The organism is Microvirga arabica (assembly GCF_016811235.1).
GTDB classification, from domain to species: Bacteria; Pseudomonadota; Alphaproteobacteria; order Rhizobiales; family Beijerinckiaceae; genus Microvirga; species Microvirga arabica.
Genome location: NZ_JAFBID010000117.1, coordinates 1 through 14530, shown reverse-complemented (window position 1 = coordinate 14530; position 14530 = coordinate 1). Strand labels below are relative to the sequence as shown.

Below are 14530 nucleotides of genomic sequence, written 5' to 3'. Positions count from 1 at the left end.
GGCACTTCCCGGAAGTTTGGCGAATGTCGGCTCAAGCAGGGAACTTTGGATGTTCCTGATGGACGGGGGTTCCCCGGCTTGACCTGAGGCGTCAAGCCATGCCCTTCATCATGCCCTGGCGACGCGGTAGGCGCTGCTCAGGATGTCGAACACGTCCATGAGCCGGGCGACGTACGGGTCGTGTGCCACGAAATCAGCATCCTCGTGCTCGAGGTTCCATTGTTTTTCCACCGCATCGATGAGCCGGTGCAGACGGCGATGATGAAGCCCTAGTTCTTTCTGGACCGGGTCCGCGATGATGCCCGCGAAAGCGGATGCAATGGACGTGGCAGCCAGAAGCCCCCCGGTCACGCCCCCGACCAGCACGGGGGAAACCGCTGCTGGGAATAGGCCATACCAAAGGCCACCGGCTCCCGCCCCAAGCGGGAACGAGGCCACGGCCGCGTTCTTGGCCAAGGCGGCTGCAAGGGCGGGACCAAGGGACATCACGCCCGGCGTGACCTGCTGCATGGTGATCGCACCCGCTCCGAGCGTCATCAGGGACGTGGCGATCTCGGCGGCTGCGACCCGGGTTCCGGCGTAGGTCTCCAGGGTCTCCTCCAAACGTTCACGGAAGACGGCATCATCCCCTTTCCTGCCAATCGTCCCGAGAGCCGTATGCAGCCGCTCCTGAAGTTCCGGGGCGGACAGGATGGCCTCCGCCAGGGCATCCTGGTGGGACATACGATCACCTTGCCGAAACGGCAGCTCGAGGAGTTCGGTGATGACAAGCCACTCGATCTCGTTTCCGACCTCGGTGTCGAACACCAGCCTGCGCGATCCGAGGTACTCTGAGGTCCTGTCGGCGCCAACCGCCTTTGCCCCTGCCGCCGCGAGCTTCGCCGCAAGTTGGGGAACCGCAAGGGCAATGTTGGCAGGGGCCTTCAGCATATCCCATCCGATCGCCTTGCGGTGCATGGAGAGCGAGCCGGAGAACGAGAAGTGGCGGTCGACGAACGCGTCGACCCTCTCCCGGCGGCTCTGGAAGTACCGGCGTGCGCCGTCGGCGACAATGCGGCTGGCATCCTCACGCGTCAGCAGGGTCTCGGCGCCTGACTGACTTCCCCTTGCTTGTGCCATAGTTCCGCTCACCTTGTTTGCGTTGCCACGAGATAGTGTGACCAGCATGACCTTGCCACAAGCGTCGCCCAGCTTCGCCAGTGCAGTGAGCGTCTCCTCACCCGAGCGCTCGCGAGTTGACAGGGCAGAGACGTCATCGGGCTTGGAGTGTTGTTCGAAACGACGGTGTGGCAGGAGGCAATGATTTCAGTTGGAGAGGTATGGGCAGGTCACATGAAGGGTTACGCTGTGGCCTAACGTATAGCGGATGGAGGAGGCGGCCGCCTTACCCTTGCTCCCGCCATGGACGCCTGCGAGATACATGCAGTCGGGGTTGAGAGCGGAGACGCGAAGATCCTCGCTCCCGCGTTCGCCCCACTCATGGAGGTTTCGCTGGGGCATCATCGTCGTTTTCCCGGGATCCTGATCCAACCGAACCTGCAAAGGGCAGCCTCGATGCCACCTTCCTTAGCAGCGCTGAGCTGCCTTGGTCCCCGACGAACTTGTTCTGAATAACGAACGAAATGGTTGACATAAAGGCTGTCAGTGGGCCATTTGAGCCCCGTGTCAGAGCGACAATGCCATGGCTCGTACAGACTGCGCTCTATTCGAGGCTCCAACTCCCATGAACCCGCACGTTTTTCCCATTCCGACCGACTTGGCATCAAAGGCCCATGTGGATGCGCGAGGATATGAGGAAATGTATCGCCGCTCTATCGACGACCCGGAAGGGTTCTGGCGTGAGCAGGCGCAGATTCTCGATTGGAGCAGGCCCTTCACACAAGTGAAGAACACGCGCTACTCGCCTGAGGATGTCACCATCGAATGGTTCGCCGACGGCAGGTTGAATGCGTCCTACAACTGCCTCGACCGTCACGCGGCCCAAAAGGGCAGCGAGCCTGCGATCCTCTGGGCGGGCGATACGCCCGGCGACCAGCGGCGCGTCACCTGGAGCGACTTGCGGCAGGAGGTTTCGCGCCTTGCAAACACCCTCACGAAACTCGGCGTCAAGAAGGGGGACTTCGTCAGTGTCTACCTGCCGGTGATCCCGGAGGCGATCGCGGCGATGCTCGCCTGCGCACGGATCGGCGCGGTGCACTCGGTCGTGTTCAGCGGCTTCTCGGCCGAGGCTCTCGCGGGCCGCATCAAAGATTGCCGCTCGCGGGTGCTCATCACGGCCGACGAGGGCCTGCGGGCGGGGAAATATGTTCCACTCAAGAAGAACGCCGATGCCGCGCTGGAAAGCCTACCGTTCGTCGAGCATGTGCTCGTGGTGCGCCGCACCAGTCGCGACGTGCCGATGAACCCCGAGCGCGACCTTTGGTATGACGGGGCTCTAGCCCAGGCACCGGCAGACTGCCCGCCCGTGGAAGTCGGTGCGGAAGATCCGCTCTTCGTGCTCTACACCTCCGGCTCCACGGGCAAGCCGAAAGGCATGCTGCACACGACCGGTGGCTACCTCGTTCACGCCGCGGCAAGCTTCAGAGCCATGTTCGACTACCATCCCGGTGACATCCACTTCTGCACGGCGGATGTGGGTTGGGTGACGGCTCATACTTACCTGATCTACGGCCCGCTCGCGAACGGCGCCACCGTCGTCCTGTTCGAGGGTGTGCCAACCTGGCCGGATGCCTCGCGCTGGTGGCAGATCATCGAGGCTTACCGGGTCAACATCTTCTACACCGCGCCGACGGCCATCCGCTCACTGATGCGCGAAGGCGAGGCACCCGTGCGCAAGCACGATCTTTCCTCGCTCCGAGTGCTGGGGTCGGTGGGCGAGCCGATCAATCCAGAAGCATGGCTCTGGTATCACGAGGTCGTCGGCGGAGGGCGCTGCCCCATCACCGACACCTACTGGCAGACTGAAACGGGGGCCGTTCTCCTGTGCCCTCTCCCGGGCGCGATGGCGTTGAAGCCGGGCTCCGCTGCGAAACCCTTCTTCGGCGTCCGGCCCGCCCTGCTGAACAGTGATGGCTCTGCTGTCGAAGGCGAGGGGGCAGGCAATTTGTGCTTTGCCGACTCCTGGCCAGGGCAGGCGCGGACCATCTTGGGTGACCGCGAGCGCTTTCTGAAAACCTATTTCAGCACCTTCCCTGGCTATTATTTTACAGGTGACGGCGCACGCCGCGATGCCGACGGCTATTACTGGATCACCGGCCGCCTCGACGATGTGATCAACGTGTCGGGCCACCGGCTCGGAACCGTCGAGATTGAGGCGGCGCTTGCCTCCCATTCATCCGTAGCGGAAGCGGCGGTGGTCGGCTTCCCGCACGAGATCAAGGGGCAGGGCATTTTTGCCTTCGTAACCCTGAAGGAGGGGATCACCGAGAGCGATGAATTGCGGCGGGAACTCCTACAACTCGTGCGCACGCGGATCGGTCCCATCGCTATGCCGGACCGGATCGAGTGGGCTCCGCAGCTTCCTAAGAACCGATCAGGGAAAATCCTGCGCCGGATCCTTACCCGCATTGCGGCGGGGGATTTCGAGAGCCACGGCGATACCTCGACGGTGGCGGATCTCAGTGTGGTTGAGGATATCGTAAGGCGGTTTCAGAAGCAGAACCAGTTGGATCTGAACAAGGTCGTTTGATCAGGCGGCAAGTGGTCTTGTGAGAGTTCGTGGGAAAGATCCGATGGCACGGATGAGCCCATGGGAGTCGCCAAGAACCAAGCCACGTGGCCTTCTGCCAAGTGGCAGGTGAAAGCCGAACTTCCGTAGTCATCGGGTAAGCTGACTCTCATAAGGCCAAGCCCAACGGCTCAGTTTGACCCGATCCGGACCTTATACCTTGTGTGGGGGCGGCCGCAATCTGGTGCCCCATTGACTACGATGAGCGAACCTTGATCAGGCGATCTGCCCAGCGTCGGGTTCAGTACAGTGCCACGGTGAGCAAGCAAATTACTTGAATGTACCCGTGATGTAGGACTTTATTAATATAGGTCCGCCCATGATTTCCTGGGGACGTGGGGGAAGTCATGCGGTCGTTACGAGCAAAGTTTATCATCATTACTGGCCTCATGCTCACCGTAGGGCTTGGAGCGGGCCTCAGTGCGGTGTGGAGCAATGCTGCTCTCACGAACAGCATCTCGCAAAACCTCGTCCTGGCGCACGCAACACGGAACCAGGGCAGCGCCGATATGATGCACGACGCGTTGCGGGGCGACGTCTATCGTGCCCTCCATGCGGCACGGGTCGAGCCGACGCTGCGCCCGCACATCGAGGAGGACCTCAACGATCACCTAGCTCAGCTTCGACGAGATATAGACGAGAACAAGGGGCTGGCTCTCAGTGATGAGATCCGCAGCGCTCTGGCTGATGTCGAGGCCCCCCTGACAGCTTATGCGAAATCCGCTTCCAGCCTGGTTGAGATGGCCTTTGAGAGCACGAGGGAAGCCGAGCAGGGGCTTCCCGACTTCGTGCAGAAGTTCGATGCACTCGAAGTTGCAATGGAGACCATCAGTGGCCGGATCGCAGCGGCGTCAGAACGGGTCGAGCACGAGGCAGGTGCCCTGGCTGCCGTGACCCGTTGGATGAACATGGCCGCAGCTGCACTCTCTGTTCTGATGCCAATCGGACTTTGCCTCTACTTGCTCCGTGGGGTCTTACGGCCCGTCAGCGCCATGACCAAGACAATGAGGGTTCTGGCTGAAGGGAATACCGGCGTTGACGTGGTCGGTGCAAGACGGCGCGATGAGCTTGGCGAAATGGCCAGGGCCGTCGAGGTTTTCCGTGACAACGCTCAGGAAATGGAGCACCTGCGAACCGAGCAGGAGCGCACCCGCATGCAGAGCGAAGCCGACAAGCGCCGCATGATGGCCGAGCTGGCCCAGACCTTTGAGGCAAAGGTCGGCGTGCTGGTTCAGCGCCTCTCGGTTGCAGCGAACGGGCTGGAGGACACTGCTCAGTCCATGACGGCTGTGGCGGACAGCACCACCCAGCAATCGGTCACCGTCTCGTCGGCTGCCCAGCAGACCTCGGCTAACGTGCAGACCGTGGCGGCTGCCACCGAGGAGCTGTCGATCTCCATTCGCGAGATCGCCTCTCAGGTTCACACCTCCTCGCAGATTGCCGAGCGCGCGGTGGGTGATGCCCAGCGCACCAACCAGACCGTGCAGATGCTGGCCGCCTCAGCCGAGAAGATCGGCCATGTAGTTCAGCTGATCAGCACCATCGCGTCCCAGACCAATCTACTGGCGTTGAATGCCACCATCGAGGCGGCACGCGCTGGCGAGGCCGGCAAGGGCTTTGCGGTGGTGGCCTCAGAGGTGAAGGAACTGGCGAGCCAGACCTCGCGTGCCACGGACGAGATCTCGACCCAGATTACCAGCGTGCAGCAAGCGACAACGGAGGCGGTTCAGGCCATTCAGGCGATTGCCAGCACGATTGGTGAGATGAGCCAGATATCAACGTCGATTGCCGCGACCATGGAGGAGCAGGGGGCGGCGACTGCGGAGATTGCTCGCAATGTGCAGGAAGCGGCGCGTGGCACGGAGTTCGTCACCGGCAGCATCAGCGAGGTTCGCCAAGGGGCGGGCGAAACGGGCACGGCAGCCGCCGAGGTGCTCTCGTCAGCGCAGGAGCTGGCGCGCCACTCCGCCAGCCTTGGCCAGGAGGTGGAGCACTTCCTGTCAGGCGTCAAAGCAGCATAGTAGGTGAGGAATGCTCTCGCAGGATGGAATGAGCTAGCCCCACGCAGGCTCTCTTTAATATTGCGCAGAGCAGTCTCGCAGGGGGTCGTTGGAAACAGCGGCCTTTTTCTCTTTAGACGAGCTGATTGCCCGTTTTCACGTCAACCTATGCAAGGACAGCAGCATTGGGGATGTTCCCGGGTTCCGCAGACATGGCTCATAACTGAACTGCTGATATGGGTCGGCTCCTGGCACGCGCTGGTCGTTTGTCTCGTGGCTGCTTAAGCCTCAAGCCCGGACATTGCTCCGGTATGCGTAAAGTCTGAGGCGGCTCGTCAACGGGCCGCCTCTGCGTTTAGATTTCAACCTGTTCTGCAATCAGAAGAGCATCGTCGACATCGATCCCAAGATACCGAACGGTGCTCTCAATCTTGGTGTGACCCAGCAGAAGCTGGACGGCTCGGAGATTGCCTGTCCTTCGGTAGATCATCGATGCTTTGGTTCGTCGTAGGGAATGGGTGCCGTAGGCGAGGGGATCCAGCCCAATCGCCTGAAGCCAGAATGCCAAAAGGCGGGCGTACTGGCGCGTTGTCATGGGCTTCTGTCGATCAATGCGGCTTGGAAACAGCGGCTCGCCCTTGTGCAGGTCCTTCTTCTCGAGCCAGCGCCCCACAGCCTCGCGGGTCTGCTCCGTGATCTCAAACTGAACAGGCCGGCCGGTCTTCCGCTGCATGCTCGTGGCGCGGGATCGCACCCGCCCATTGAGGGCCACATCATCGACGCGAAGCGCGACCAAGTCACAGGCGCGGAGCTTGCTGTCGAGGGCCAAGTTGAACAGGGCCAGATCCCGGATGCGATGGGCAACCTGAAGCCTGACCCGAATGGACCAGATCTCCTTCGCCTTGAGAGGCGGCTTGGGTCCAATCAGCTTGCCCCGGTTCCAAGGGGTGGTAATTCGGCCAGTATGGTCAGAGATGCTGTCTTGCATTGCAGTGCTCCTGAAACGAAGCCCCCACAATGAACCTTGGCCGTTCCGCCGACGAAACCCAGACCGGGCATTCTTCCGAGAGTCTTCGTCAGCTTATCAAGGCAAGTCGGACGTCCCGTTTTGTGCACCGAAATACAGCTCGTGACCCACTGCTGAACTTTACCAAATTGTTTCCGACGCGAGCAGGTCTTGTAGACAAACAGCATTCCAGTGGGTCATGTCCATCCGGACGTGCCGACCGAGTGTCCGGCTCCGTCGTTCTAGAGCATTGGCGGCAGGCTTCTGCCGTTGCAGGCGAAGCTAGAGCATCGGACTGATAAGTGGACGCACCCTTGGCCGATTCCGAGATGGACCCGCGATCGCTGGGGTGCAGAACTTACCGAGTTCGACTTCTCGTCCGATGCTCCAACGCTCTCGGGGATCTTCCATGGTTTCAGCGCCTCAGAAGCGAGGCACCAGCAGACACAAGGGCTCTGCTGCGAGGAAACGTGTTTTAGTCGGCCACAATTGCCGTTCCAGAGCGAACCAGAGCGGTGTGTCAGTGCTGGTGCTCGGGCGGTGCGAACAAAATAAGCTCGGCGCGCTCGGTGCCTTCGACATACGCATCGTGGCCCGGCGGGATCTCGAAGAAGTCACCGGCGCTGATGCGCGTCTCGACACCCGTGTCAACCATGCGGACCACAAGCATGCCACCGATGCAGTAACCAGTGTGGCGCATCGGGCAGGAGTCGGGCGATCCGAGCAGCGGCTTCTCGTCACCCTCCCAGGTCCACCCAGGTTCGAAGATTGCGTGCATGCCGACCTTGCCGTCAGCCATCTTGATGATCGAAATTCGGCCGTGCTCTTTCATGTCGAGCAGCTGGTCGGGGCTTTCAAACTGTCTAATTTCAATCGCAGAGGCCATCTCAAAGCTCTCCATCGCGGCGAAATGCACGAGCCACAGAGGTAAGTATCAGGTGGTTTAGGTGGCAGAACAAGCGGTCTCGTTGCAGGCCTGCGGCGTTTACCTCGCACTGGGTAAGCCGGACTAGTTTGTTTCTCCGGCGCCGCCCAGGCAACCCGCACTCTGAACCGGGCCGTGGCATTGATCTATGCAGCTCGCTGAGGGGAGCCTTGGAGAAGCGGAGCCATGGAGCAAATCCGAACCTCGCCTTCGAGCACGAGGCCGAGCTTTGCCAGAGTTTCGAACTAAAGCCGTTAGCAATCCTCCACACGTTTACGCTTGAAGGCCGTACTTGAACTGACTCCACCATCGCCGCTGCCGAAGCGTTTAGCTCATCTGAAATCCTGGCGTAGACCGCGACAGCGTGATCTCCTCTTCGGTCATATCCTCGGTAATGCCTTCAAAGAGCGGCGTCGAGAGGTAGCGCTCGCCGGTGTCGGGTAGCATGGCGAGGATTACCGATCCCTCGGGCGCCCTCTCAGCCACTTGCATGGCGACCGCGAACGTGGAGCCTCCCGAAACGCCGGTGAAGATGCCCTCCTTTTGAGCCAGCATCCTGGCCCATTTCATGCCCTCGGCACCGGCAATAGGGATCACTTCGTCGTAGAAGTTCCGGTCGATTGCCTCCTGGAGCACGAGCGGAATGAAGTCGGGGGTCCAGCCTTGGATCGGGTGCGGCTCGAAGGCGGGGTGGCTATCGGCGGGGGCACCTTTCTCATCACGCCCCTGCGCGCGACCGCTTCCGACGAGTTGCGCATTCGCCGGCTCGCTCAAGATGATCTTGGTCTCGGGCCGCTCGCGGCGCAGCACCCGCCCGACACCGGTAACCGTTCCACCCGTGCCATACCCGGTCACGAAATAGTCGATCCGCTGACCCCTGAAGTCACCGAGGATCTCGCGCGCCGTGGTCGCCTCATGGATGTCGGCATTGGCCTCCGTCTCGAACTGCCGGGCAAGGAACCAGCCGTTCGCCTCCGCAATCTCCACGGCCTTCTGATACATCCCGAAGCCCTTGGCGGCGCGTGGCGTCAGCACGACCTTAGCGCCGAGCATCCGCATCATCTTGCGCCGCTCGACCGAGAAGCTGTCGGCCATCGTCACGACCAGCGGATAGCCCTTTTGGGCGCAGACCATCGCCAGCCCGATCCCGGTGTTGCCGCTGGTTGCCTCCACGACGGTCTGGCCAGGCTTCAGCGTGCCCGAGCGCTCGGCCGCCTCGATGATGCCGATGGCAAGCCGGTCCTTGACCGAGGCCGCAGGGTTGAAGAACTCGGCCTTGACGTAGATTGTGGCATGTTTGGGGGCAAGATTGTTGACCCGGATGCAAGGCGTATTGCCGATTGTGTCGACAATGCTTTCGTACAGCCTCCCACGGCCGTCGGTGGTCCGGATCGGGGGCATCGGGTTGTCCATGGCTGGCCCTCCTCGTGACTCACTTAAGCTTAGTAAACCGGGAGGAGGCCGTCCAGGAGTTTCGGAGCGCCGCAGTGTGCGGCGATTGTCAGTGCCGCATCGACGAACTACTCTGGCGTCTTGAGGTGAGGCAAGCGAGGCGGGCAAGGTGTCACACGCGGCAACACCGGGAAGTGGTAGGGTGCAGAGGCGCCTCGCGGCGGTGCTGGCTGCCGATGTTGTGGGCTTCTCGCGCCTGATGGGCATCAACGAGACCCGGACACTCCGCGATCTGATCGAGATCAGGCGAACCATCTTCTCGCCCATTGTCGCCGACAATCGCGGTCGTGTCGTCAAGCTGATGGGCGACGGAGCGCTCGTCGAGTTCGCAAGCGTCGTTGATGCCGTGAACGCTGCCGTCGAGATCCAAAGGGCGCTGACAGCCCGGAACGCGGGATCGCCGCTGGAGCGCCGGATCGAGCTCAGGGTCGGCGTGAACCTGGGCGATGTCATCATCGAAGGCAGTGACATCTATGGCGATGGCGTCAACCTCGCCGCCCGTCTGCAAGAGGTGGCTGGCCCGGGGGAGGTCGTCCTCAGCGCGACAGCCCATGAGCATGCTGCCAGCCGTGTCGACGTGCAGTTTACGGACGCTGGTGAACAGAGCCTCAAGAACATCGCCACTCCGGTGCGGGTTTTCCGCTGGTCGGCTGCAGGAGGTGAGGCTCGCGCGACAGCTACGACCGGGAAGGAGACGCATGAGGTGCCGGAGCGGCCCTCGATCGCAGTGCTGCCTTTCGACAACATGTCTGGTGACCCCGAGCAGGAGTATCTTGCGGACGGCGTCGTTGAGGCGATCACGGCGGCGCTGTCCCGAATCCGCAGCTTTTTCGTCATCGCCCGCAACTCGGCTTTCGCCTACAAGGGCAGGCACAAGAACGTGCGCGAGATCGGGCGCGAGCTGGGGGTCAGCTATGTCCTTGAAGGCTCAGTGCAGCGGGCTGGCGGTCGCGTGCGCATCACCGTCCAGCTGATCGAGACGGCGGGCGGTGCGCACATCTGGGCCGAGAAGTACGATGGCGCGCTCGACGATATCTTTGAGCTGCAGGATCGTATCACCGAGCAGGTTGCCGGCGCCCTGCAGCCATCGATCCGGCTGGCCGAAGTGGAGCGGGTCCGGCGCAAGCGGCCGCAGGATTTGGGCGCCTACGGCTACACCATGCAGGCTATGCCGCACGTCTGGGCACTGGAAAAGCAGGAAGCGGAGAGGGCGCTCGCGCTGCTGAACAAGGCTCTGGAGATAGATCCCGACTACCCATTGGCACTTGCCCTAGCCGCGTGGTGCTGGGCACAGCGCTCGGTCTATTCCTGGGTCGCGAATGTGAGCGACGCCAAGGTGCGGGCGCTGTCGCTCGGCGAACGGGCCGCGACACTGTCGAACGATGAGCCGTTGATCCTGGCGATTCTGGGTGCTGTCCACACATTCGCGCGCAACTTCGGCACTGCACGTGTGCTATTGGAGCGCGCCATCGCACTAGACCCGAACGCGGCCTGGGCTCTGAGCCGTCTCGGCTGGCTGGAGGTTTATTCCGGCCGGCCGGAGGCGGCGCACGCTTATTTTGAGCGCGCCCTGCGATTGAGCCCGCTCGATCCAATGAATTTCAACAATCATGTCGGCATTGCGTCCGCATTCCAGGTCGCAGGGCGGCCTGCAAAAGCGGCCGACGAGTTCCTGCGCGCTCTCCACGAGCGGCCGAACGCGCTCTGGATCCACCGCAATCTCGCCCCCGCGCTGCTGGCTGCTGGGCGGGAGGAGGAGGCGAAGGCGTCGCGCGATGCGTTGGCACGGGCGTACCCCGAATTTACGATTGCGCGTTTCAAGGAGGCAATGGTTTTCGATCCGGACACGCTGGAGCGGATTGCCGACGACTTGCGCAAGCTGGGCGTGCCAGAGGCCTGAGCCGACGAAACCATGTGACTGGGACTCCATTGCCAGCAAGGCGCTGAATGACCCCAGGCACTGCTCGGAAGAAGCCCTGTAGTCGGCTCATGAGGCGGTTAGCGGACCTTCATTTCATTTGCTGTTCGCTACTCTTTGACCCGATGCTGCCCTCAGCGAGTTCCTCAGGTGAGATTTACGAGCTGTCGGCTTGGCTCCGAGGGGAGCGACCTCCGTCGCTGGTTGGCCGGAGGCCGCTCTCCATCCGCATCAGTAATGGAAGTATGGATCGAGTACGCGCACCTCGGTGATCCGGTCTACCGGCAGGTTGTTTCGCTCCGCAACCCTGCGGATGGCCTCTGGCGAGGGGGCATCGTAGATGCAATACGTCCTCTTCTTGTCTGGGGTAACGTAGGAGTGCACCCAGGTGACTTGCTCCTGGTTGTTCACCCCAACCACGGCATTGCTGGCCTGGGCACCGGTCTGGTCGGCCGACAGGCCAAGGCCATCCGGAAAGGTCCGCTCCACAAGATATCGGGTCATTGTCTTTCCTCCGTAAGCAGCCACTCGGGCTGCATCCGGAAGATCGCGCAGGCTCTGCTCATGTGCATCGGGAACACCTCCCTATTCTGGGCGGCCAATGTCCCCATATTTGGCCACACCGCCCAATATCGTCGGCTGCGGGCTCGCCTCAAGTTTCGCGACTTCAAGGCGTGATGAAACACCCAGCTTCGCGAGCACCGCCGAGACGTGGTGGTCCACCGTCTTCGTCGAAATGTGCAGTCGGCGCGCGATGGCCGCATTGGTCAGGCCCTCCCTCAGCAGCAAGAGGATCTCCGCTTGGCGAGGGGTCAGCCCCAGTAAATTGCTCCGGGTCGCGGCGCGCGGGCCACGCGGTACGCGGCCGATCCCTTCACTCCTCAGGCGCTGCCGCAGGGCAGCGGCGGCGGGGCTGGCTCCAAGCCTGTCAAAGAGCGTCAATGCCTCGCGGCAGGCAACCTCGTCGCCCTCGGCGAGAGAACGGGCCCGTTCGTACGGGCAGGCCCGCTCTGCCCAGGCGGTGGCCGCATCCTGCCAATCGCCATCAAGCTCTAGCAGGAACGGACGCGCTATCCAGCTCGGAGAACGAACCTCTGATCCCGCCCGCCTACGCCAGAAGGCGAACTCGCCTACATGCCAGGGGTGGCGGTGCGCAAGCGCAAGATCCCAGACCGCTTCAGCCTCTGTTCGCGCCCGTTCAGGGCTCCCGCCAAGCCAAGCCGCCTCAGCTCGGGCTGCACGCACCGGCGCCAGACGCTGGAGAGTGCCGGTCCGTTGTGCCAAGTCCAGAGCCTCGTCGAGAGCCGGCCACACCCCTGGATCACCGCGGCGGGCCCGCACCCGCCCAAGTGCCACGAGTGCCATGATACGGCTGACCACGGCCAACTCGGGGGCTTGCAGAACCTCAAGTGCTAGGTCCGCAGCGTCGGTCCAGCGACCCTGATAAAGGTACGTCAGGGCGAGCCATGCCTGAATGTAGTGGAGGGCATGATCGAGGTCGCGCTCAAAGGCATATGCCATCCCCACCTTCAGGATCCGCTCGGCCTCGGTGAAGCGATACTGTTCACCGTACGAGGAGCCGATGTTAAGGTAGGCAAGGGCAACGAGGCCATCGAAGCCATGCTCCCGGGCCAGTGAGATGCATCGATTAAGATAGGTGCGGCCGCGCAGGTCGTCCGTCACAAGCATCGCGGCCCCGACTGCGAGGTGTGCCGATGCCAAGGTCTCCAGGTCGCCCACGGCCTCGGCCATCGCGATTGCCTTGCGCCCCCACGCCATGGCCGAGTCCTTGTCGCGATCAAGCATCCGCAGGTGTGCCTGCATCCGCAGCGCGGCAGCGAGCTCGCGGCTGGGTCCGAGTCGCTCCAGGATCGCGATTGCCCTAAGACTGCAGACGTCCGCCTCGGCATTCAGGCCCGAGCGAACGAGGGGCCAGGCAAGCGCGGCGAGATTGCTGCCCTCCTTGCGCGGGTTGTCGAGCTCGCGCCACAGGTGGACCGCTTGGCGCCGGGTATCGGCAGCGTCGCCCTGGCGGTCCAGGAGCGCGCACTCCTCCGCGAGAGCCTCAAGCAGGTTAGCCCGCTCCTCAGGGCGGTTCGATCCGGTGTACCGCAAGGCTCTGGCGAGCTGATCGGCAGCCTCGCGGTGCGATCCCACGGATCTGGCCAGCTTCGCCGCAATAGGAGCGTGCGTCCGAACGGCCTCCGCGTCCCCGGCCGCCTCTGCATGGTGCGCAAGAAGGCTCGCGCTGGCAGTCCCGAGTTCCAGCAGCGCCTCCAGCACCTGGCTGTGCAGAACCGCCCTGCGTGGGGGTGCGATCGACTCGAGCACTGCCTGGCGTGTGAGTTCATGGCGCAGGACGAGCGTCTCTCCCTCGGCACGCAGGAGTCCCACGCCCATGCACGCATCGGTCAGATCGGCGTCATCTCCTACAATGCGCCGGAGGAGGCGTGCATCGGAGCGCGGGCCAATCACCGCAGCGACCTCGAGAACGTTCCGGGCGGCCTTGGGAAGGCGTGCAGCACGTTGGAGAACTATGTCACGAACGGTGGGCGGGACACGGTCGGCCTCGCCCGAAACCAGAAGTTCCGTCACGAGGAACGGATTGCCGCCGGTCTTCCGGTGCACGATCTCGGGATCGAAGCGCTCTTGCTGGATGAGCTGACGGACCGACTCCACCGACAGTGGGGCGAGCGGAACCCGGCGGACGGTTCGGCAGGTTGCCAGTACGGCCAGCAGGTTGCGCAAGGAGTGGTTCTGATCCAACTCATCGTCGCGGTAGGACACGATCAGCAACGCTTCAACGGCTTGGATCCGGCGCCCCAGGAACTTGATGGCATCCAGGGTCGCCTCGTCGGCCCAATGCAGATCCTCAATCACGTAGATTGCCGGACCGGCGCGATGGAGCTCCTGCAATAGCCTCGAGAAGACCACGGTGGAGCCTGCCTGATCGTCTGGCAGGGCCGAGAGCCTGCCGCCCATCTGAGCTGCGATTTCCTGGAATGGCGCCAAGGGCGAGGGGGTAAACAGGGGATCGCATCGGCCCCACAGGACGCGCTCCTGTCCACGGTGGGTGGAGGCGAAAGACTCCAGGAGTGAGGTCTTGCCCAGACCGGCCTCGCCGCTGACCAGCACGACCCGTCCCTGCCCAGCTCGCAAGTCACGCGCGGATTGCTGTAAAACCTCTAACGAAGCTTGGCGTTCAAGGAGTTGCATGGCTGAGTTCCGCTCAAGCTTCAATCCTGCCGGAACTACAAGCGGCGCGCTAGACCCGGCATATCCTTCGCTTTCCCTTGCGGAGGCTTTGTGTCCAGTCTTGGGGTTCTCCCACGCAGAGGGTGCAGGCGCACACCCCACATTTTGCAGCAAGCAGGATGCACTTCGAGATCGGTCAGCCGTACATGCTGGGCTGACGATGTGTGTTCAGGCGTGGAGAGCGGCTGATCAGGAGAGTGCCCGAGGAATCAATCATTGTGATTTGTTCGAACGTCTCCTTTTGGCA

The 14530-nt window shown here is 62.5% G+C and carries 10 protein-coding genes; 3 read left to right on the top strand and 7 right to left on the bottom strand.

Annotated elements, in window-relative coordinates:
- Positions 1-108: 108 nt before the first annotated feature.
- Both JQC81_RS30275 and JQC81_RS30270 read right to left on the bottom strand, forming a co-directional pair.
- Positions 109-1119 carry a DUF6635 family protein gene (locus JQC81_RS30275; RefSeq protein ID WP_203275491.1) on the bottom strand — a complete coding sequence of 337 codons (1011 nt, stop codon included), beginning with the start codon at positions 1117-1119 and terminating at the stop codon, positions 109-111.
- Between the two features lie 186 nt (positions 1120-1305).
- Positions 1306-1503 carry a hypothetical protein gene (locus JQC81_RS30270; RefSeq protein WP_203275490.1) on the bottom strand — a complete coding sequence of 66 codons (198 nt, stop codon included), beginning with the start codon at positions 1501-1503 and terminating at the stop codon, positions 1306-1308.
- 220 nt (positions 1504-1723) lie between these two features.
- On the opposite strand from JQC81_RS30270, the gene acs reads away from it, so the two are divergent.
- Positions 1724-3688, top strand: a complete 1965-nt coding sequence (gene acs / locus JQC81_RS30265; RefSeq protein WP_203275489.1) for an acetate--CoA ligase — start codon at positions 1724-1726, stop codon at positions 3686-3688.
- A 386-nt stretch (positions 3689-4074) separates the two neighbouring features.
- Positions 4075-5748 (top strand): methyl-accepting chemotaxis protein, encoded by a 1674-nt coding sequence (locus JQC81_RS30260; protein ID WP_203275488.1) that lies wholly within the window; start codon positions 4075-4077, stop codon positions 5746-5748.
- Positions 5749-6082: 334 nt separating this feature from the next.
- Here JQC81_RS30260 and JQC81_RS30255 read toward each other — a convergent pair whose 3' ends face one another.
- The 3 genes from JQC81_RS30255 to cysK all read right to left on the bottom strand — a co-directional run bounded on the left by JQC81_RS30255 (position 6083) and on the right by cysK (position 9071).
- Complete coding sequence (locus JQC81_RS30255) at positions 6083-6715, bottom strand: tyrosine-type recombinase/integrase (RefSeq protein WP_203275487.1); 633 nt, start codon at positions 6713-6715, stop codon at positions 6083-6085.
- A gap of 538 nt (positions 6716-7253) precedes the next feature.
- Complete coding sequence (locus JQC81_RS30250) at positions 7254-7619, bottom strand: cupin domain-containing protein (protein WP_203275486.1); 366 nt, start codon at positions 7617-7619, stop codon at positions 7254-7256.
- A 366-nt stretch (positions 7620-7985) separates the two neighbouring features.
- Positions 7986-9071: a cysteine synthase A gene (gene cysK / locus JQC81_RS30245; protein ID WP_203275485.1), complete on the bottom strand. Its 1086-nt coding sequence runs from the start codon at positions 9069-9071 to the stop codon at positions 7986-7988.
- A 181-nt stretch (positions 9072-9252) separates the two neighbouring features.
- Here cysK and JQC81_RS30240 point away from each other — a divergent pair, with 181 nt between their 5' ends.
- Positions 9253-11010: an adenylate/guanylate cyclase domain-containing protein gene (locus JQC81_RS30240; RefSeq protein ID WP_312887614.1), complete on the top strand. Its 1758-nt coding sequence runs from the start codon at positions 9253-9255 to the stop codon at positions 11008-11010.
- A gap of 249 nt (positions 11011-11259) precedes the next feature.
- On the opposite strand, the gene JQC81_RS30235 is transcribed toward JQC81_RS30240, so the two are convergent.
- Positions 11260-11532 (bottom strand): DUF4242 domain-containing protein, encoded by a 273-nt coding sequence (locus JQC81_RS30235; protein ID WP_203275484.1) that lies wholly within the window; start codon positions 11530-11532, stop codon positions 11260-11262.
- 81 nt (positions 11533-11613) lie between these two features.
- Positions 11614-14244: an ATP-binding protein gene (locus tag JQC81_RS30230; protein WP_203275483.1), complete on the bottom strand. Its 2631-nt coding sequence runs from the start codon at positions 14242-14244 to the stop codon at positions 11614-11616.
- Positions 14245-14530 lie beyond the last annotated feature (286 nt).

Excerpts from the sequence above, each read along its gene's own strand:
- JQC81_RS30275 (WP_203275491.1), bottom strand. The coding sequence starts at position 1,119 with ATGGCACAAGCAAGGGGAAGTCAGTCAGGCGCCGAGACCCTGCTGACG.
- JQC81_RS30270 (WP_203275490.1), bottom strand. The coding sequence starts at position 1,503 with ATGATGCCCCAGCGAAACCTCCATGAGTGGGGCGAACGCGGGAGCGAG.
- acs (WP_203275489.1), top strand. The coding sequence starts at position 1,724 with ATGAACCCGCACGTTTTTCCCATTCCGACCGACTTGGCATCAAAGGCC.
- JQC81_RS30260 (WP_203275488.1), top strand. The coding sequence starts at position 4,075 with ATGCGGTCGTTACGAGCAAAGTTTATCATCATTACTGGCCTCATGCTC.
- JQC81_RS30255 (WP_203275487.1), bottom strand. The coding sequence starts at position 6,715 with ATGCAAGACAGCATCTCTGACCATACTGGCCGAATTACCACCCCTTGG.
- JQC81_RS30250 (WP_203275486.1), bottom strand. The coding sequence starts at position 7,619 with ATGGCCTCTGCGATTGAAATTAGACAGTTTGAAAGCCCCGACCAGCTG.
- cysK (WP_203275485.1), bottom strand. The coding sequence starts at position 9,071 with ATGGACAACCCGATGCCCCCGATCCGGACCACCGACGGCCGTGGGAGG.
- JQC81_RS30235 (WP_203275484.1), bottom strand. The coding sequence starts at position 11,532 with ATGACCCGATATCTTGTGGAGCGGACCTTTCCGGATGGCCTTGGCCTG.
- JQC81_RS30230 (WP_203275483.1), bottom strand. The coding sequence starts at position 14,244 with ATGCAACTCCTTGAACGCCAAGCTTCGTTAGAGGTTTTACAGCAATCC.